The 18,696-nt window shown below is 73.0% G+C and carries 12 protein-coding genes; 11 read left to right on the top strand and 1 reads right to left on the bottom strand.

Annotated features, from left to right (window positions below):
- Positions 1-23: 23 nt before the first annotated feature.
- From KV557_RS19840 to KV557_RS19810, 7 genes are all read left to right on the top strand, one after another.
- On the top strand, positions 24-1,361 hold the full coding sequence (locus KV557_RS19840) for a hypothetical protein (RefSeq protein WP_218202114.1): 1,338 nt from the start codon (positions 24-26) through the stop codon (positions 1,359-1,361).
- Complete coding sequence (locus KV557_RS19835; RefSeq protein WP_218202113.1) at positions 1,358-2,809, top strand: UbiD family decarboxylase; 1,452 nt, start codon at positions 1,358-1,360, stop codon at positions 2,807-2,809. The genes KV557_RS19840 and KV557_RS19835 overlap by 4 nt, the downstream gene beginning before the upstream one ends.
- Positions 2,806-11,721: a non-ribosomal peptide synthetase gene (locus KV557_RS19830; protein ID WP_218202111.1), complete on the top strand. Its 8,916-nt coding sequence runs from the start codon at positions 2,806-2,808 to the stop codon at positions 11,719-11,721. The genes KV557_RS19835 and KV557_RS19830 overlap by 4 nt, the downstream gene beginning before the upstream one ends.
- A gap of 55 nt (positions 11,722-11,776) precedes the next feature.
- On the top strand, positions 11,777-12,028 hold the full coding sequence (locus KV557_RS19825; RefSeq protein ID WP_218202108.1) for an MbtH family protein: 252 nt from the start codon (positions 11,777-11,779) through the stop codon (positions 12,026-12,028).
- Positions 12,025-13,494 carry an MFS transporter gene (locus KV557_RS19820; protein WP_218202106.1) on the top strand — a complete coding sequence of 490 codons (1,470 nt, stop codon included), beginning with the start codon at positions 12,025-12,027 and terminating at the stop codon, positions 13,492-13,494. Before KV557_RS19825 ends, KV557_RS19820 begins: the two co-directional genes overlap by 4 nt.
- A 72-nt stretch (positions 13,495-13,566) precedes the next feature.
- Positions 13,567-14,622, top strand: a complete 1,056-nt coding sequence (locus KV557_RS19815; RefSeq protein WP_218202104.1) for a MupA/Atu3671 family FMN-dependent luciferase-like monooxygenase — start codon at positions 13,567-13,569, stop codon at positions 14,620-14,622.
- Complete coding sequence (locus tag KV557_RS19810) at positions 14,619-15,179, top strand: NADPH-dependent FMN reductase (protein WP_218202102.1); 561 nt, start codon at positions 14,619-14,621, stop codon at positions 15,177-15,179. Before KV557_RS19815 ends, KV557_RS19810 begins: the two co-directional genes overlap by 4 nt.
- 87 nt (positions 15,180-15,266) lie before the next feature.
- Here the strand turns inward: KV557_RS19810 and KV557_RS19805 are convergent, their stop codons facing one another.
- A complete protein-coding gene (locus KV557_RS19805; RefSeq protein ID WP_218202101.1) occupies positions 15,267-15,380 on the bottom strand; it encodes a DUF397 domain-containing protein in 114 nt (37 codons plus the stop codon).
- A gap of 59 nt (positions 15,381-15,439) precedes the next feature.
- Between KV557_RS19805 and KV557_RS19800 the strand changes: the two genes are divergently transcribed.
- The 4 genes from KV557_RS19800 (at position 15,440) to KV557_RS42750 (ending at position 18,340) form a co-directional block, all read left to right on the top strand.
- Positions 15,440-15,622, top strand: coding sequence for a hypothetical protein (locus KV557_RS19800; protein ID WP_218202099.1), 183 nt, complete (start codon positions 15,440-15,442; stop codon positions 15,620-15,622).
- Between the two features lie 533 nt (positions 15,623-16,155).
- Positions 16,156-16,404 (top strand): cupredoxin domain-containing protein, encoded by a 249-nt coding sequence (locus KV557_RS44505; RefSeq protein ID WP_308129977.1) that lies wholly within the window; start codon positions 16,156-16,158, stop codon positions 16,402-16,404.
- Positions 16,401-17,354 carry a metallophosphoesterase family protein gene (locus KV557_RS19790; protein WP_218202095.1) on the top strand — a complete coding sequence of 318 codons (954 nt, stop codon included), beginning with the start codon at positions 16,401-16,403 and terminating at the stop codon, positions 17,352-17,354. The genes KV557_RS44505 and KV557_RS19790 overlap by 4 nt, the downstream gene beginning before the upstream one ends.
- Positions 17,351-18,340, top strand: coding sequence for a DUF6529 family protein (locus tag KV557_RS42750; RefSeq protein WP_256177674.1), 990 nt, complete (start codon positions 17,351-17,353; stop codon positions 18,338-18,340). Before KV557_RS19790 ends, KV557_RS42750 begins: the two co-directional genes overlap by 4 nt.
- Positions 18,341-18,696 lie beyond the last annotated feature (356 nt).

Raw genomic sequence — 18,696 nt, 5'->3', positions numbered from 1 at the left:
CCGTGCGGCTGAAGGTGTGCGGGGTGACCCGCGAGGATCAGTTACGGGTGCTCGGCGGGACCTCGGTCGATCTGGTCGGCCTCTGGTACGGCGTTCCGGGCGGGGCGTCGGACCTCTCGCTCGCCGCCCTGGGCCGGCTGGCCGCCGCCACCCGGGCGGCCGGCGGCCCGGCCCCGGTGCTGGTCACCCTGCTCGCCGACCCGGCCGCGCTGCGCGAGGCGGTGGACGCGTCGGACGTCTCCCGGGTCCAGCTGCACGGCTACACGACGCCCGCGCAGGTGCGGGCGATCCGGGACGTGCTGCCGGCGGTGGAGCTGATCAAGGTCCTGCACGTCCGCCAGGGCAAGGTGCTGGAGGCGCCCCTGATCAGCGCCTACGAGAAGGCCGGCGTGGACGTGTTCCTGTTCGACTCGGTGGGCGCCGACGGCCGCATCGGCTCGACCGGGATACCGCTGGAGTCCGCCGCAGTGGAGGCCGTGCTCGGCCGCATCGAGCGGCCGTTCATGCTCGCCGGGGGGATCGGCGCGGACCAGGCGGCGGTGCACCGCAAGGCCCGCTGCCACCCGGACTTCCTCGGCATCGACGTGGACAGCGGCGCCCGGGGCGGGGACGGCCGCTTCGACTCCGGCCTGATCGACGAGATCCGCACCGCCTGGGAGCACCCGCCCTGCGGCCTGGTCTCCGCGCTGCTCGCCGCCCGGCGGCCGGTCATCATGGAGCTCAAGGTCCGCAGCGCGCACGGCACGGACCTGTTCCAGGACCGGCCGGTGCCCGAACTCATCGACCGGTACACCCGGTTGGGCGCCCCGGCGCTCTCCGTGGTGACCGGCTCCTGGTTCGGCGGCAGCCGCGCCCTGCTCGACGAGGTCGCCGGCTGCACACAACTGCCGATCCTGGTGAAGGACTTCTTCACCAAGGACCGGCAGCTCGCGGAGATCCGCGCAGCCGGCGCCACCGCCGTCCTGCTGACCGCGACCCTGCTGCCGCGCACCGCCCTGCCCCGGCTGATCGAGGCCGCCCTGGGGCACGGGCTGACCCCCTTCGTCGAGATCACCCGCAAGGAGGAACTGACCACGGTGGTGCACCCGGAGTCCTGCGTGATCGCCGTCAACAACAAGGACATCCGCCAACGCGAGCAGGACACGCCCGACCTCGGCCGCAGCCTGCGCCTGCTCACCGCCGTCCGGGCCGCCGGCACCCCGACCCCGGTCAGCGCCAGCGGCATCGAGACCCCGCAGGAGGCCGCCCGGCTGCTGAGCGCCGGATACCGCGGCCTGCTGATCGGCACCGGCCTGCTGCGCTCGGCCGACCTGGAGGCCTGGTTCGCCGCCCTGGACCGCACCCTGGCGGGCGCCCGATGACCGCTCCCGGCCTGTCGCTGCGCGCCGCCCTGGCCCGCCTCGCCGCGTCGCACCCGCACGCCGTCCTGACCAGGACGGAGCCGATCGCCCGCGAGGCGGTGGCCGCCGACTTCGCCGAGCGCTACGCCGGTGTCCCCGCGGTCCCCGAGGCCCGGCCGGAGCCGGCCGTGCGCTACACGGCGGTGGGGGACTCCCCCCTGCCGGTGCTGCTCGGCCTCTACGGGAACGAGGCCCGGCTGCGCGACTGGCTGCCCGGGCTGCCCGCGCGCACCACCCCCGACACGGTCGCGCAGTTGCTGACCGCCGCGGCAGAACCGCACCGGGCGCCGAAGCCGCCCTGCCGCCAGGTCGTCAGGGCCGGGGACGAGGTGGACCTGCGCCACCTGCCGGTGCTCACCGCCACCCCGCGCGACGCCGGGCCGTACCTGACGGCCGCCCTGGTGCACGCCCACGACCCGCGCACCGGGCTGAGCTCCCTGTCCTCCCACCGGATGCTGGTGCTGGACCGGCGGCGGCTGACGGTCTGGATGGTGCCCGGCCGCCAGCTGGAACTGATGCACCGTCAGGCCCTGGAACGGGGGGAGCGGCTGCCGGTCACCGTCAACATCGGCGTACCGCCGGCGGCGATGATCGCCTCCGCCGTGAACAGCCGCTTCCTGCCGCCCGAGGTGTCCAAGCTCGCCCTGGCCGGCGCCCTCGCGGGCCGGCCGCTGACCACCGCCCCGGCGGCGACCCAGGCCGCCGAGGCACTGGCCGAGGCCGAGATCGTCCTGGAGGGTCATCTCGGCGAGGAGACCGCCGACGAGGCAATCGGCGACGCCGAACCCCACCTCTCCCTCCCGGAGTTCCTCGGCTACGACGGCCGGGCCAGGGCGGGCCTGCCGGTCCTGACCGTCACCGCCGTCACCACCCGGCAGGCACCGCTCTACCAGGCCGTCCTCGGCCCCGGCCGCGAACAGTCCCACATCCTCGGAGCGGCCGGCGCCCTCTCGGTGGCGCTGTCACTGCCCGCCACCCCCGGCCTCGACGTCCGGGACCTGCACTTCTCGCCCGCTGGCGGCGGCATGCTGCTCCTGGCCGTCGCCGTGCGCAAACACCACCCGGACGCCGACCGGGCCCTGACACCACTCGCCCGCGAGATCCTCCGGCAGCACCCGTTCGTCAAGACCGTGGTGTTCACCGACGACGACGTGGCCATCCGCTGCGCCGAGGACCTGCTGTGGGCCCTCACCACCCGCTCCAACCTCGCGCGCGACTGCACCGCCTGGACCGACCTGCCGCCCGTCCCGATGGACCCGTCCCAGACCCCGGCCTGGGCCCACGCCCGGCACGGGACCCCGGACCTGCCCGGCCGGATCGCGATCGACGCCACCACGCCCCACGCGCTCCGCGCCCACACCGCCCGCAGCCTGGCTGCGCACCATGCCATTTCGAGGGGATCGTCATGACCGGACACGGGACAGAGCAGGCGACCAGGGGTCAGGGCGTCCCGGCCGGGTGGAACGACACCGGGCACGCGCTGCCCGACCCGCAGGCCACCCTGACGGCGCTGCTCGGCGCCCGGGCGGCCGAGCACCCGGACCGCACCGCCCTGGTCTTCGAGGGCGCCGCCCTCAGCTACGCCGAACTCGACGACCGGGCCGAGCAGTTGGCCGCCCTGCTGGCGAAGCGGGGCGCCGGCCCCGACCGGATCGTGGCGCTGACCGTGCCCCGCTCCCTCGACCTGGTCGTCGCCCTCGTCGCGGTGCTCAAGACCGGCGCGGCCTACCTCCCGGTCGACCCGGACTACCCCGCCGACCGGATCGACTACCTGCTGAAGGACGCGGCCCCGGTGCTGCTGCTCAGCCACAGCACGGTCACCCACCCGGCCGGGCACCGGATCCCGACCCTCGTGCTCGACCAACTGCCCGACCTGCCGCCGGCACAGCGCGAAAAGGCCCCGGCCCCGCGGCCCGACGACGCCGCGTACGTCATCTACACCTCCGGCTCCACCGGCCGCCCCAAGGGCGTGGTCGTCCCGCACCGCGGCATCGTCAACCGGCTGGAGTGGATGCAGGCCCAGTACGGGCTGACGGCCGAGGACCGGGTGCTGCAGAAGACCCCGTCCGGCTTCGACGTGTCGGTCTGGGAATTCTTCTGGCCGCTGATCACCGGCGCGACCCTGGTGGTCGCCCGCCCCGACGGGCACCGCGACCCCGCCTACCTGGCCGAGGTGATCCGCGAGGAGCGCATCACCACCGTGCACTTCGTCCCCTCGATGCTCCAGGCCTTCGTCGACGAGCCCGCCGCGGCCGGCTGCACCGGCCTGCGCCGGGTCGTCTGCAGCGGCGAGGCGCTCCCCGTCGAACTCGCCGCCCGCTTCCGCGCCGTCCTGCCCGGCGTGCCGCTGCACAACCTGTACGGCCCGACCGAGGCCTCGGTGGACGTCACGTTCTGGGAGTGCGTCGCCGAACCGGGCGCGCTCTCCGTCCCGATCGGCCGGCCCGTCTGGAACACCCGCCTGCACGTCCTGGACGCCGACCTGCGGCCCGTCCCCGTCGGCGAGACCGGCGAGCTCTACCTGGCGGGCATCCAGCTGGCGCGCGGCTACCTGGGCCGGCCCGGGCTGAGCGCCGAGCGCTTCGTCGCCGACCCGTACGGCCCGCCCGGCACCCGGATGTACCGCACCGGCGACCTCGCCCGCCGGCGCGAGGACGGCGCGCTCGACTACGCCGGCCGCGCCGACCACCAGGTGAAGATCCGCGGCCTGCGGATCGAACTCGGCGAGATCGAGGCCGTCCTGGACGCCCAGCCCGGCGTCGGCCAGTCGGCGGTCCTGGCCCGCGAGGACCGCCCCGGCAGCAAGCAGCTGGTGGCCTACCTGCTGCCCGCGCCCGGCGGACGGCCCGACCCGGACGCCGTCCGGGCGGGCGCTGCGGCCACCCTGCCCGAGTACATGGTGCCGAGCGCCTTCGTGGTGCTCGACGCCTTCCCGCTCACCCCCAACGGCAAGCTCGACCGCAAGGCGCTGCCCGCACCCGCCCTCACCCCCGCCGGCGAGCGCACCGCCCCCCGCACACCGCGCGAGACCCTGCTGCACGACCTGGTCGCCGACCTCCTCGGACTCCCGCAGGTGGGCGTCGAGGACAGCTTCTTCGACCTCGGCGGCGACAGCATCCGCTCCATCCAACTGGTCAGCCGCGCCCGCCGCCACGGCCTGACCTTCACCCAGCGCGACGTCTTCACCCACCGCACCATCGCCCGCCTCGCCACCGCCGCCCAGGAGACGGCCCAGGAACCGGCGCACACCGCCCGGACCCTGCCCGCCCTGCCCGCCGACCGCCTCGCGAGCCTGCGCGCCGCCCACCCCGGAGCCGTCGACTTCTGGCCGACCACCGCCCTCCAGCAGGGCCTGCTCTTCCACTCCGAACTCGCCAAGGACTCCCTCGACGTCTACGCCGTCCAGGTCAGCTTCGAACTCGACGCCGACCCGGCCGACCTGCGCACCGCGGTGCGCGCCCTGGTCGAGCGCCACCCGAACCTGCGCGCCGGCTTCGACCAGGACGGCACGAACCAGCCCGTGCAGTTCGTCCCCGCCCAGGCCGAACCCGAGTTCACCGTCGCCCAGTTCGTCGGACCCAACGCCGTCCGCAAGGCCGCCGAGCACTTCGAGACCGAACGCATGCGCGGCTTCGACCTCGCCGCGCCGCCCCTGCTGCGCACCGCCGTCGCCGACCTCGGCCCCCAGGGCCGCAGGGCAGCGCTGACGTTCCACCACATCGTCGTCGACGGATGGTCGCTGCCGATCCTCCTGGACGAGCTGCAGGCGCTGCTGCGCGGCGAGCAACTGCCCCCGGCCGCCCCCTACACGGACCACCTCGCCTTCCTCGCCGCCCACGACCACGAGGCCTCCCGCAGCGCCTGGCAGGACCTGCTGGACGGGCTGGAGGAGCCCACCCTGCTGGCCCCGGGCAGCCCCGTGGCCACCACCCTGCCGGCCGACCACTGGCTGGAGCTGCCCGAGCACCTCACCGCCGGCCTCGAAGCCCGGCTGCGCGAGCGCGACCTGACCCTCAACACGGCCGTGCAGGGCGCCTGGGCGCTGCTGCTGGCCCGGCTGACCGGCCGCACCGACGTGGTCTTCGGCACCGCCGTCTCCGGCCGCGCCCCCGAAGTGCCCGGCATCGAGGGCATGGTGGGCCTGTTCATCAACACCGTCCCGGTCCGGGCGCGGCTGTCGCCGACCGAGCCGCCGGCCGCCCTGCTCGCGCAGGTCCAGGACCAGCAGAGCGCCATGGCCGCCCACCAGTACACCGGCCTGGCGGACATCCAGCAGGCCGCCGGCCACGGCGAACTCTTCGACACGCTCGCGGTGTTCGAGAGCTTCCCGGACGCGTTGGCCGCCGGCGCCGGGAGCAACTACGCGGTGCACTACCCGCTCGCGCTGTTCGCCCACCCGGGCGAGCGGCTGCGGCTGCGGCTCAGCTACCGCCCCGACCGCTTCACCATCGGCGAGATCGAGCGCATCGGCGAGCGCCTGCTGCGGGCGCTGACCGCGCTGGCCGAGGACGTCGACCGGCCGATCGGCGAAGCGGACCTGCTGTCCCCGGCCGAGCGCACCCTGCTGCTGCACGGCTGGAACGACACCGACCGGCCGCTGCCCGACCAGAGCCTCGTCGAACGCTTCGAGGACCTGGCCGCCGCCGCCCCGGACGCCGTCGCCGTGATCGCCGAGGACGCCGAACTGCGCTACCGCGACCTCAACGAGCGCGCCAACCGCCTCGCCCACCTGCTGGCCGCCGAGGGGATCGGCCCGCACGACCTCGTCGCCGTCGCCCTGCCCCGCACCAGCGACCTCGTCGTCGCCCTGCTCGCCGTCCTCAAGTCCGGCGCCGGCTACCTCCCGCTCGACCCGGACTACCCGTCCGAGCGGATCGCCTACATGCTCGCCGACGCCGCGCCCGCCGCCGTCATCACCACCGCGGACACCCCCACCGGCGACACCGTCCCGCGCCTGCTGCTCGACACCGACGACACCCGCGCACGCCTCGCCGCACAGCCGGCCACCGACCCCGGCCTGCGCGTCCCGCAGGCCACCCCGGCGTACGTCATCTACACCTCGGGCTCCACCGGCCGACCCAAGGGCGTGGTGATACCCCGCTCGGCCCTCGACAACTTCCTCGCCGCCATGCGCGAGCAGTTCCCGATGACCGCCCAGGACCGGCTGCTGAGCGTCACCACCGTCGCCTTCGACATCGCCGGCCTGGAGATCCACCTCCCGCTCACCAGCGGCGCCGCCGTCGTCCTCGCCGCCAAGGAGACCGTGCAGGACCCCGCCGCCCTGGCCGACCTCATCGCCGAAACCGGCGCGAGCGTCCTGCAGGCCACCCCGTCGCTGTGGCAGTCCCTGATCGCCGGCCACCCGCAGGCCCTCGCCGGACTGCGCACCCTCGTCGGCGGCGAGGCCGTCCCGGCCGCCCTCGCCGAGCAGCTGCACACCCTGTCCGCCTCCGCCAGCAACATGTACGGCCCGACCGAGACCACCATCTGGTCCACCTCCGCCCCGCTCGGCACCCGCCCCGGCGCCCCCGCCATCGGACGGCCGCTGCACAACACCCGCGTCCGCATCCTCGACGGCCACCTCGGCCTGGTGCCGCCCGGCGTGGCCGGCGAGCTCTACATCGCCGGCGACGGCCTGGCCCGCGGCTACCTGAACCGCCCCGGCCTCACCGCCGAGCGCTTCACCGCCGACCCCTACGGCCCGCCCGGCACCCGGATGTACCGCACCGGCGACCTCGCCCGCTGGGGCGCCGACGGCAACCTCGAATACCTCTCCCGCGTCGACCACCAGATCAAGCTCCGCGGCTTCCGCATCGAGCTCGGCGAGATCGAGACCGTCCTCACCGCCCGCCCCGAGACCGCCCAGGCCGTCGTCCTGGTCCGCGAGGACCGCCCGGGCGACAAGCGCCTCGTCGGCTACCTCGTCCCGGCCGCCGGCCACCGCATCGACACCGCCGAACTGCGCCGCCACGCCGCCGCCGAACTTCCCGACTACATGGTGCCCGCCGCGCTCGTCGTCCTTCAGAAGCTGCCGCTGACCCCCAACGGCAAGCTCGACCGCGCCGCCCTGCCCGCCCCCGCCTTCGAGGAGGAACCCGGCCGCCGCACCGGCCGCGCCGCCCGCACCCCCCGCGAACAGCTCCTCGCCGAACTGTTCGCCGAGGTCCTCGGCGTGGAGTCGGTCCCGCTGGAGGAGAGCTTCTTCGAACTGGGCGGACACTCCCTCCTCGCCATCCGCCTCATCAGCCGCATCCGCGCCGTCTTCGCCACCCAGCTGAAGCTGCGCCACCTCTTCGACCACCCCAGCGTCGCCGCCCTCGCCGGTCACCTGTCCGGCGCGGACGGAGCGCGTCCGGCCCTGACCCGCCGGCCCCGCCCCGACCTGCTGCCGCTGTCCTACCAGCAGAGCCGCCTGTGGTTCCTCAACCGCTTCGAGAGCGACTCCGCGCTCTACAACATCCCGCTCGCTCTCCACCTGGACGGCCCGCTGGACCGCACCGCGCTCGCCGCGGCACTGGCCGACCTGACCGCCCGCCACGAGATCCTGCGCACCGTCTTCCCCGAGCACGACGGACAGCCCCACCAGCTCGTCCTCGACACCGCCCGGCCGCAGCCCGCCGAGCGGACCGTCACCCGCGAGGAACTGCCGCAGGCGCTGCGCGCCGCCGCCTCGGCCGGCTACGACCTCACCACCGAACCACCGCTGCGAGCCCACCTGTTCGAGCTCTCCGAGCACGAGCACGTCCTGCTGCTCGTGCTCCACCACATCGCCGGCGACGGCCCGTCCACCACCCCGCTCACCCGCGACCTCTCCCACGCCTACGCCGCACGGGTCGCCGGCCACGCCCCCCAGTGGACCGAACTGCCCGTCCAGTACGGCGACTACGCGCTGTGGCAGCGCGAATCCCTCGGCGCCGAGGACGACCCGAAGAGCCAGATGTCGCAGCAACTCGCCTTCTGGCAGCAGACCCTGAGCGGCCTGCCCGACCAGCTCGACCTGCCCACCGACCGCCCCCGCCCCGCCGTCGCCAGCTACCGCGGCGGCGCCGTGCCCCTGCACATCGACGCCGACCTGCACCGGCGCATCCACGAGACCGCCACCGCCCACGGCGCGACCGTCTTCATGACGCTCCAGGCGGCCCTGGCCACCCTGCTCACCCGCCTCGGCGCCGGCACCGACATCCCGATCGGCAGCCCGATCGGCGCCCGCACCGACGAGGCCCTGGACGACCTGGTCGGCTTCTTCGTCAACACCCTGGTGCTGCGCACCGACACCTCGGGGGACCCGACCTTCGCCGAACTCCTGGGCCGCATCCGGGAGAACGACCTCGCCGCCTGGGCCCACCCCGACCTGCCGTTCGAGCGGCTGGTCGAGCTGGTGAACCCGAGCCGCTCGCTCGCCCGCCACCCGCTGTTCCAGGTGATGCTGGCCTTCCAGGAGACCCTGCGCGCCGAACTCGACCTGCCCGGCCTGACCGCCCGCGCCGAGACCCCCGCCCTGGACCTGGCCAAGTTCGACCTGGCCGTCGACCTGCTGGAACGGCGCGGCGCGGACGACACGCTGGACGGCATCGACGGCGTCGTCGAGTACAGCGGCGACCTGTTCGACCGCGCCGGCGCCGAGCGCTTCGCCGCACAGCTGCTGCGGCTGCTGCACAGCGCGGTGGCCGACCCCACCCAGCGGATCGGCCGCATCGACCACCTCGCCCCCGCGGAGCGCGAACAGCTGCTGTACGGCTGGAACGACACCGCGCACGAGGTCCCCGCGGCCACCCTGCCCGAGCTCTTCGAGGCCCAGGCGGCCCGCACCCCGGACGCCGACGCCGTCGTGTTCGGCGACACCGTCGTCTCCTACCGGGACCTCAACGAGCGCGCCAACCGCCTCGCCCACCACCTGATCGGCCTGGGAGTCGGCCCGGAACAGTTCGTCGCCCTGGCCGTCCCGCGCTCGGTCGAGATGGTGGTCGCCCTGCTCGGCGTCGTGAAGGCCGGCGCGGCGTACCTGCCGATCGACCCCGGCTACCCGGCCGACCGGATCGCGTACATGCTCGCCGACGGCGCCCCCGTGCTCGTCCTCACCACCGCCCAGACCGCCGCCCAACTGCCGCACACCGACCGGCCGGTACTCGCCCTGGACGACCTCGACCTCGCCCACGGCCCCTCCACCGACCCCACCGACGCCGACCGCACCGAGGCCCTGACCCTCGCCCACCCCGGCTACGTCATCTACACCTCCGGCTCCACCGGCCGCCCCAAGGGCGTCGTCGTCTCCCACGCCGGCATCGCCTCGGTCGCCGGCGCCCACATCGAACGCCTCGGCCTGGACGCCGACAGCCGCTTCCTGCTGGTCGTCTCCATCAGCTTCGACGTCTCCATGGCCGACATCACCATGACCCTCGCCTCCGGCGCCGCACTCGTCCTGCCCGGCCCCGGCCGGCAAGCAGCCGGCCAGGAGCTCTACGACCTGATCGACCGGCACCAGGTCACCCACACCGACCTGGTGGCCCCCATGCTGATCTCACTGCCCGACGGCGACCTGCCCTCACTGCGCGGCTTCGTCGTCGGCGGCGAGGCACTGCCCGCCGAGATGGTCGAACGCTGGTCGCCCGGCCGCCGCGTGATGCAGGTGTACGGCCCCACCGAGGCCACCGTCGTCGCCACCATGAGCGACCCGCTCACGCCCGACCCCAAGGCCCCGCCGATCGGACGCCCGATCTGGAACACCCGCACCCACGTCCTGGACGCCGCCCTCCAGCCGGTGCCCGTCGGCGTCCCCGGCGAGCTCTACATCGCCGGCTCCGGCCTGGCCCGCGGCTACTGGCAGCGCCCGGCCATGACCGCCGAACGCTTCGTCGCCGACCCCCACGGCCCGGCGGGCAGCCGGATGTACCGCACCGGCGACCTGGTGCGCCGCCGCGCCGACGGCAACCTGGAGTTCCTCGGCCGGGTCGACCACCAGGTCAAGGTCCGCGGCTTCCGCATCGAACTCGGCGAGATCGAGAAGGCCCTCGCCAAGCACCCCGCCGTCGCGGCGGCCGCGGTCGTCGTCAGCGCAGGCACCGGCGGCGTCAACCGCCTGGTCGGCTACGCCGTGCCCACACCCGGCCACGCCCTCGACCCCGGCGAACTGCGCGCCTTCCTCGGCGGCCTGCTGCCCGACTACATGGTGCCCACGGTCGTCGTCGCCCTCGACGCCCTGCCACTGACCCCCAGCGGCAAACTCGACCGCAAGGCCCTGCCGGAACCCGACTTCGCCGGCCAGGTCTCCTCCCGCGGCCCGCGCAACCCCGCCGAGGCCGTCCTGTGCGAGCTGTTCGCCGAGGTCCTCGGCCTGGAACGGGTCGGCATCGACGACAACTTCTTCGACCTCGGCGGCCACTCGCTGCTCGCCGCCCGCCTGATCGGCCGCCTGCGGGCCGTCACCGGCGCCGAACTCGGCATCAGGGCCCTGTTCGAGGCCCCCACGGTGGCCCGGCTGGCCGACCTCGCGGCGGCCGGCGGCAGCCGGGGCGACGACTTCGCGACCCTGCTCCCGCTGCGCGAGGAGGGCCAACTGGCGCCGCTGTTCTGCGTCCACCCCGCCGCCGGGATCGCCTGGGTCTACTCCGGCCTGCTGCGCGAACTGGAGCCTGACCGGCCGCTGTACGGCCTCCAGGCCCGGACGCTGACCGAACCGCACGCCGGCCCGGCCACGCTCGGCGAGATGGCCGCCGACTACCTCGACCTGATCCGCAAGGTCCAGCCCGAAGGCCCCTACCACCTCCTCGGCTGGTCCCTCGGCGGAATGGTGGCCCACGAGATCGCCGTGCGCCTGCGCGAGCAGGGCGAACAGGTCGCGCTCCTGGCCCTGCTGGACTGCTACCCCGACCCGGACGGCCAGGCCAGGCCGATGACGGATCCTCAGGCGCTGGCCGCGCTGCTTGACTCGCTCGGCCACGCGGTGCAAGCTGACGAAGTTGATGCGATCACGCCAGAACTGGCGTTGGAGCTGCTGGGGGACGGCCCGCTCCACGGAACCACACCGGAGCGCCTGCGGGCCCTGGCCGGGGGATTCGCCCAGAACCTCCACCTGGCCGAGGAGTTCACCCCCGGCCGGTTCGACGGGGACGTGCACTTCTTCACCGCCACGGCCGGCAGGACCCCGGCCGACCCCACCGCCCAGGCCTGGACACCGCACGTCACGGGGGAGATCCACGACCACCCCGTGGACTGCGCACACGGCGCCATGACACGCCCCGCACCGATCGCGCGGATCGGCCGGGCACTGGCGGCAGCGCTGCGCCGCACCACGGGCGACCGACCCGGACCGCACCACAGCTGACCAGGCCCGCACGACGCTGACCCGGCCCGCACCACCGCTGAGAGGACAGACCACCATGAGCACCAACCCGTTCGAGAACGCCGACGGCCGTTACCTGGTCCTGGTCAACGACGAGGGACAGCACTCGCTGTGGCCGGCCGCCCTGGCCGTCCCGGCCGGCTGGGACACCGCCCACGGACCCGACACGCGGCAGTCCGCGCTGGACCACATCGAGGCCAACTGGACCGACATGCGCCCGCGCAGCCTCGCCGCGGCCACCGGGACCGCCGCGGCCGGGACCGTGGCGGCCGGGACCGCGACCCGATGAGCTCCCGCACCGCCGACCTGCGCACCCGCCTGCAGAGCCCCTGGGCGGCGATGTTCGCGATCTGCTTCACGCAGGCCGTGGTCCTGCTGGACACCACCGCGGTGAACGTCGCCGTCCCCTCGCTCGGCACCGGCCTGAACGCCAGCGTCGACCAGGTGCTCTGGATGATCAACGCCTACCTGCTCTCCTACGCGGTCCTCCTGGTCACCGGGGGACGGCTGGGCGACCTCTACGGACCCCGCCGGGTCTTCATGATCGGCCTGGTGGTGTTCGTCGCGGCCTCGGCGGCCTGCGGCCTCGCCCAGACCCCCGGGCAGGCGATCACCGCCCGGGTCGTCCAGGGCATCGGCGGCGCGCTCCAGACCCCCCAGGCGATGGCGATGATCACCCGGATCTTCCCGGCCGACCGGCGCGGAACCGCCCTCGGCGTCTGGGGCTCCTTCGCCGGGATCGTCGCCGCGGCCGGACCGACCCTCGGCGGATTCCTGGTCTCCTGGTTCGGCTGGCGCGGCATCTTCTACCTCAACATCCCGGTCGGCGTGGTCGGTTCGGTCCTGACCATGGCCCTGGTGCCCAAGCTGGAGTCGAGCGTCAAACAACGCCTCGACGTCCTCGGCTCGGTGGTGCTCACCCTCGCCATGCTCGGCGTCGTCTACGCCCTCCAGGAAGGCGAGTCCCACAACTGGGGCACCCTGTGGGGCCCGGTGAGCGTCCCGATGCTGGCCGCCGCCGGCGTCGCCCTGGTCGGCGTCTTCCTGCTGGTCGAACGCGGCCGGCAGAACCGCGACCCGCTGGTGCCGTTCGTCATCCTGCGCGAGCGCAACTTCACCGTGATGTCCATCGTCGTCGCCGCCCTCCCGTGCGGCCTGGGCGGCATGCTCCTGCTCACCCCGCTCTACCTCCAGCAGGTCCGCGACTTCAGCGCCTTCCAGGCCGGCCTGCTGATCGCCGTCGCCCCCCTGGTGTCCATCTTCATCGCCCCCTACTCGGGCCGGCTCTGCGACCGCCTCGGCGGCAAGTGGGTCATGTTCGCCGGCCTGCTGCTCTTCGCCGCCGGCATCGGCCTGCTGGCCGCGCTGATCAGGCCCGACTCCCAGTGGTACGCCCTGCTGCCCGGCCTGTTCTTCCTCGGCCTGGGCATGGGCGTGGCCTACGCGCCGGCCGGCGTCGTCGCGTTCGAGAAGATCGAACCGGCCATGTCCGGTGCCGCCTCGGGCCTGTTCAACACCACCCGGCTCTGCGGCAGCCTGCTCGGCAGCGCCTCCGTCGGAGCCGTCCTCCAGACCAGGCTGCAACACGGCACCGTCACCGACGCCGTCCGCTTCACCTACCTGCTGCCGCTCGCCGTCCTGCTCGCCGGAGCACTGGGCACCCTCCTGGCCCGCAACCGGCCCTCCGACGCACCGCCGCAGACCGGACCGGACACCGCACCGGAGCGCGAGACCTCCGGCGCGGCCAAGTCCTGACCACCTGACCACCCCTCACACCCGACCACCCACCACACCCGACCACTCATCCCACCCGATCGGGGACACGACGTGCACTTCAGTCTCTTCTACTTCGCCGACGGCCGGGGCGAGGGCCGCGACCAGTACCGGCTGCTGCTGGACGGCGCCCGGTTCGCCGACACCCACGGCTTCCACGCGGTCTGGACCCCCGAGCGGCACTTCCACGAGTTCGGCGGCCTCTACCCCAACCCCGCGGTGACCGGCGCCGCCCTCGCCACCATGACCGAGCGGGTCGCCATCCGGGCCGGCAGCGTGGTCGGCCCGCTGCACCACCCGGTCCGGATCGCCGAGGAGTGGTCGGTGGTCGACAACCTCTCCGACGGCCGGGTGGGCCTGTCCTTCGCCCCCGGCTGGCACGCCAACGACTTCGTCCTGCGCCCCGACAACTACGCCGACCGCCGCCGGCTGCTGATCGAGACGATCGAGACCGTCCGCACCCTCTGGCACCGCGACAGCGTCGAACTGCCGGACGGCGAGGGCACTCCGGTCCAGGTGCGCAGCTACCCGGCCCCCGTCCAGGCCGACCTGCCGATCTGGCTGACCAGCGCCGGCAGCCCCGACACCTTCCGCCAGGCGGGCGAACTGGGCCTCGGCCTGCTCACCCACCTGCTCGGCCAGGACCCGGAGGACCTCGCCAAGAAGATCGCGCTCTACCGCGAGGCGCTGCCCGCCACCGCCCGGGGCGCGGCCGGCAACGTCGTCCTGATGCTGCACACCTTCCTCGGCACCGACCGCGAACAGGTCCGCGAGACCGTCCGCAAGCCGTTCTCCGACTACATCCGCAGCTCCCTCGGCCTGATCATGAAGGCCGCCGGCGACATCCTCCCCGGCGTCGACCCGAACGAACTGGACGAGGACGACCTGCAGTTCCTCGTCGACCGCTCCTTCGACCGCTACTTCGAGACCAGCGGCCTGTTCGGCACCGTCGAGGACGGCCTGCGCACCCTCGACGGGCTCGCCGCCCTGGGCGTCGACGAGGTCGCCTGCCTGATCGACTTCGGCGTCGACCCCGACGAGGTGCTCGCCGCGCTGCACCACCTCGACGAGCTCAAGAACGCCTGGCAGGCCCGCGGAGCGACGGCGTGAACCTGCTGCTGGTCGCCGGCACCACGGCCCGCGCCTCCAGCTGCCGAGCCCTCACCGCACTCATCGCCGAACGCGCCGGCCACACCGGCCGGATGACCGCCGGCGAACTGGACCGCTCGCTGCTCGCCCTGCCCGTCCTCGACCCCGACCGCTACGTCAGCGGCGAACTCCTGGAGGACCCGGCGGTCGGGCGGCTGCTCAAGGAAGTGGCCGCGGCCGACGCCGTCGTCCTGGTCACCCCGGTCCAGCACGGCAGCCTCTCCGGCGCGCTCAAGAACACCCTCGACCACCTCCCGGACACCGCGCTCGCCGACCGGCCCGTCCTGATCGCAGCCACCGCCAGCGCCCTGCACAACGCCTCCGGCACCTGCGACCACCTGCGCGCAGTGGTCCGGGCCCTCGGCGGCTGGGCCGTCCCCACCCAACTCGTCGTCCAACGCGCCGACCTGACCGACACCCGCAGCCGCACCGCGCTGACCTCCCGGATCGACCAGGCCCTCGACGAAGTGCTCCGCTTCGCGACCGCCCTGGGCCCGTCGGCGCACCTGGCGTCCTGACCCTCGGCCGGGCGGTGTCTGAACCGGCAGGGGAGTGCGGTTGGCCCCGCCGCCCCAGGCGTGGGGCGGCGGGACCGGAAGAAGCTGTTACCGGGCGTCGAACTCGCTGGCGCGGACAGCGGTGATGAAGGACTGCCAGGCCTCGGCAGGGAAGACCAGGGACGGGCCCTCGGGGTTCTTGGAGTCACGGACGGGCAGCACACCAGGGAAACCGGGCCACGGCCGATCAGCGGCGGGAAGCCGCTTACGCCGTCGAGGACTTGGAGACCGTCCTCGCCCTCGGCGGGGCGAAGTTGCCCTCGCTGGAGGTGGATTGGGAGTACGGGCGCCGCACCGGGTGCTACCTGATCAACCTCGGGTCCGCCCGGGCCTCCGAAGTGCTGCGCATCGTCGACCTGCTCCGCAAGGGGCTGCGCTACGAGCGCCTCGCGCATGACGACTGACCTTCTCGCCCTCCCCGATCCGCCCGCCACCGAGGCACCCGTGCGGGTGAAACAACGAAACTCCGCTGTGGAATTCGTTTCACTGCATGGAATGTGCTGCCCGCTCACATAGAGTAACCAGCCGGGTTGCACCCCTTCCAGCATCCCCCGGCGGGTGTGACGCGGTCGTCCATCTGCCTGAGAAGACCGATCCCGGATTGGTCTTGGGTCACACCCGCCCGTACGGCTGTGGACGCGTAGAAGGAACGATGGCCATGAATGCGAACTCCTCTCCGCCGGTCCGGCGGTCGCGTACGGCGTGCCTGGCCGCTGTCTCCGTTGCCGTTGCCGGAGCACTGGGACTGCTCAGCGCGTGCGGCGGATCGTCACACCCCGAACCCGCCGGCGCGCTGAGTCCCGGACCCGGCCAGACCCTGCCGGGATTTCCCGGTGCCTCCGGAACGGGCGACACGGTCACCGTCAGCCCACCATCAAGCACGCCCTCGACCTCACCCACCAGCGGCCGGCCGTCCGCGCCAGTGGCCGCCAACGCGGTGACGATCAAGAACTTTGCGTTCTCCCCGGCCGCACTGACGGTCAAGACGGGCACGAGCGTGACCTGGACCAACACCGACCCCGACGCTCACACCGTCACCAGCAAGCAAGGATCGGGCGGGCCACTGCAGTCGGCGGCCCTGGCCACCAACGCCACCTACAGCTACACGTTCACCGCACCCGGCACCTACCCCTACTACTGCTCCATCCACCCGTTCATGACCGCCACCGTAGAGGTGACCCCATGACCGAGCACACACCCGACTCCGACGGCGGCGGCGAGCACGGCATGACCCGCCGCCAGCTCATGCGGCACTCCGCCTGGTTCGGTGGTGCCGTGGTTCTGACAGTCACCGCAGGAGAGGTGATCAGTCATATCCCCGGATCGGCGAACGCGGCCCCGGCAAGCAGCGCAGACCTGCGTTTCGTGCAGATCTCCGACAGCCACATCGGCTTCCAGGGCCCGCCCAACATGGACGTCACCGGGACGTTCGCCACAGCGATCGACCAGGTCAACTCCCTCGGGTTCCGACCCGACTTCGTCATGCACAGCGGCGACCTGACGCACCTCTCCACCCCCGACGAGTTCGACCAGGTCAAGCAGATGCTGTCGCAGCTGGACACGGACCGGGTGTTCACCGTGCCGGGCGAGCACGACTCGATCGGAGACAACGGACCCCGCGCTTACCGACAGACTTTCGGCAAGAACACCGTCGGCGACGGCTGGTACAGCTTCGACACCCACGGTGTGCACTTCATCGCGCTGGTCAACACGCTGCACCTGGAGCAGCTCGGCCACCTGGGCAACGATCAGATCGACTTCGTGCGCAAGGACATCGCCGGCCTGTCCTCGGACACCCCCATCGTCATCTTCAGTCACATCCCGCTGTTCGCGATGTATCCGGCGTGGGGCTGGGGCACCGACGACGCGGTGCAGGTGCTGTCGATGTTGCGCCGCTTCTCCTCGGTCACGTGCCTCAACGGGCACGTCCACCAGCTGTTCAGCAAGACCGAGGGCAACATCACCTTCCACTCGGCCCGCCCCACCTGCTACCCGTTCCCCAAACCCGGCCAGGGCCCCGGCCCCATTCCACAGGTGCTGCCCGCCGGACGCCTCAAGGACGCACTCGGCATCCGCACCGTCAACTACTGGCAGGGCAACCACGCACTGGCCGTCAAGGACACGAAACTCGCATGAACACCCGGAGCATGAACACCCGGAGCCTGCCCGCCCTCGCACTGCGCCTGGTGCTTGCCGCCACGCTCGCGGCAAGCGGATACATCCACGCCCAGCTCTACATCGACGGATATCGTTTCGTCCACGTCGTCGGCTCGCTGTTCCTGTTGCAGGCCAGCACCGCTTTCGCGGTGGCCGCACTCCTTCTGTTGGCGGCGCCCCTGCTCCTGCGAATCGCCGCCGCCGCGATCGCCATCGGCGCGCTCGTCGGGTTCGCCGCATCCCGCACCATCGGATTGTTCGGGTTCTCCGAACACGGCCTGCAACCAGCCCCGCAGGCCCTGCTCAGCCTCGTCGCCGAGGCGCTCACCCTGCTGATCGTCGTGGCCTGGCAGACATCCGAGGTTGCGGCAAAATCGAGAGCGGGGGCGGCTGATCACGTGGAGGGCCTCGCTCACCCCGCCGGCCACCGACGGCTCTACGACGTCCTGTGGCTTCTCCTGCCCGTGGCGGTGGTGGCCGGCCTCTACTGGTACGGCCGGGTACACACCCCCAACTACGAGACCAGCCTCTTCGGGAACCGCGGCGACGACGCAAGACTGCTGAAAGCCCAACTGGGCTCCGCACTCCTGGGCCTGGCGCTGATTCAGCTGCTTCTCGCCCTGTGGATCTACGGCCGCCTGCCCACACTGCGAGCCGCGCCGCACCGGGTCCACACCACGCACCGCCTCATCGGCCTGACCGCCTTCCTCCTCTCCCTGCCCATCGCTCGGCACTGCATCACCGCCTACGGCGTCCAACTGACCGACACCCGCGTGGCACTGCATTCGCTCGCCGGCTGCTTCCTCTACGGGGCCTTCGTCGCCAAGGTCATCGTGGTCCGGCACCGCCGCTGGCCCGGCTGGGCACTCCCCCTGGCCGGCGGAACCCTCGTCACTGCGATCGCCCTGATCTGGTACGTCGCCCCCTTCTGGTACCTGAACGGCTTCCACGCACCCGGCCTGTGAGCAGAACGTCGCTGACCAGTTGCCGTCGCCGGGTCGTGCGACGTCGGGCTGTGTCCACTCACCCGGCCGCCCCAACACGGCCAAACCGCCCGACCAGGCCGGACGCCGCAGGGCCCGCCGGGGGCGGGCCATTCGCACGTTCAAGAGCTGTCTCGGGCAGGCGGGCGGAGAGGCCGACGAGCGGGGGGCTGCTGTCGTACATGGGGAGCGGGATGCTGTTGGATGCGGCATCCCCCAGGGCTCGGGCGGCATCGCGGGCGCCTCGCCGGCCCTGATCGAACAGCCGCTGCCCGGACAAGTCCAGTGCACGGAGATGGCCGTCGCGGACAACGCCAGCCGTGGTTGGTGAACCGAAG

The sequence above is a fragment of the Kitasatospora aureofaciens genome, assembly GCF_019192735.1.
GTDB classification, from domain to species: domain Bacteria; phylum Actinomycetota; class Actinomycetes; order Streptomycetales; family Streptomycetaceae; genus Kitasatospora; species Kitasatospora aureofaciens_A.
The sequence above is the reverse complement of the archived record's forward strand: the minus strand, read 5'-3'. Positions and strand labels throughout refer to the sequence as shown.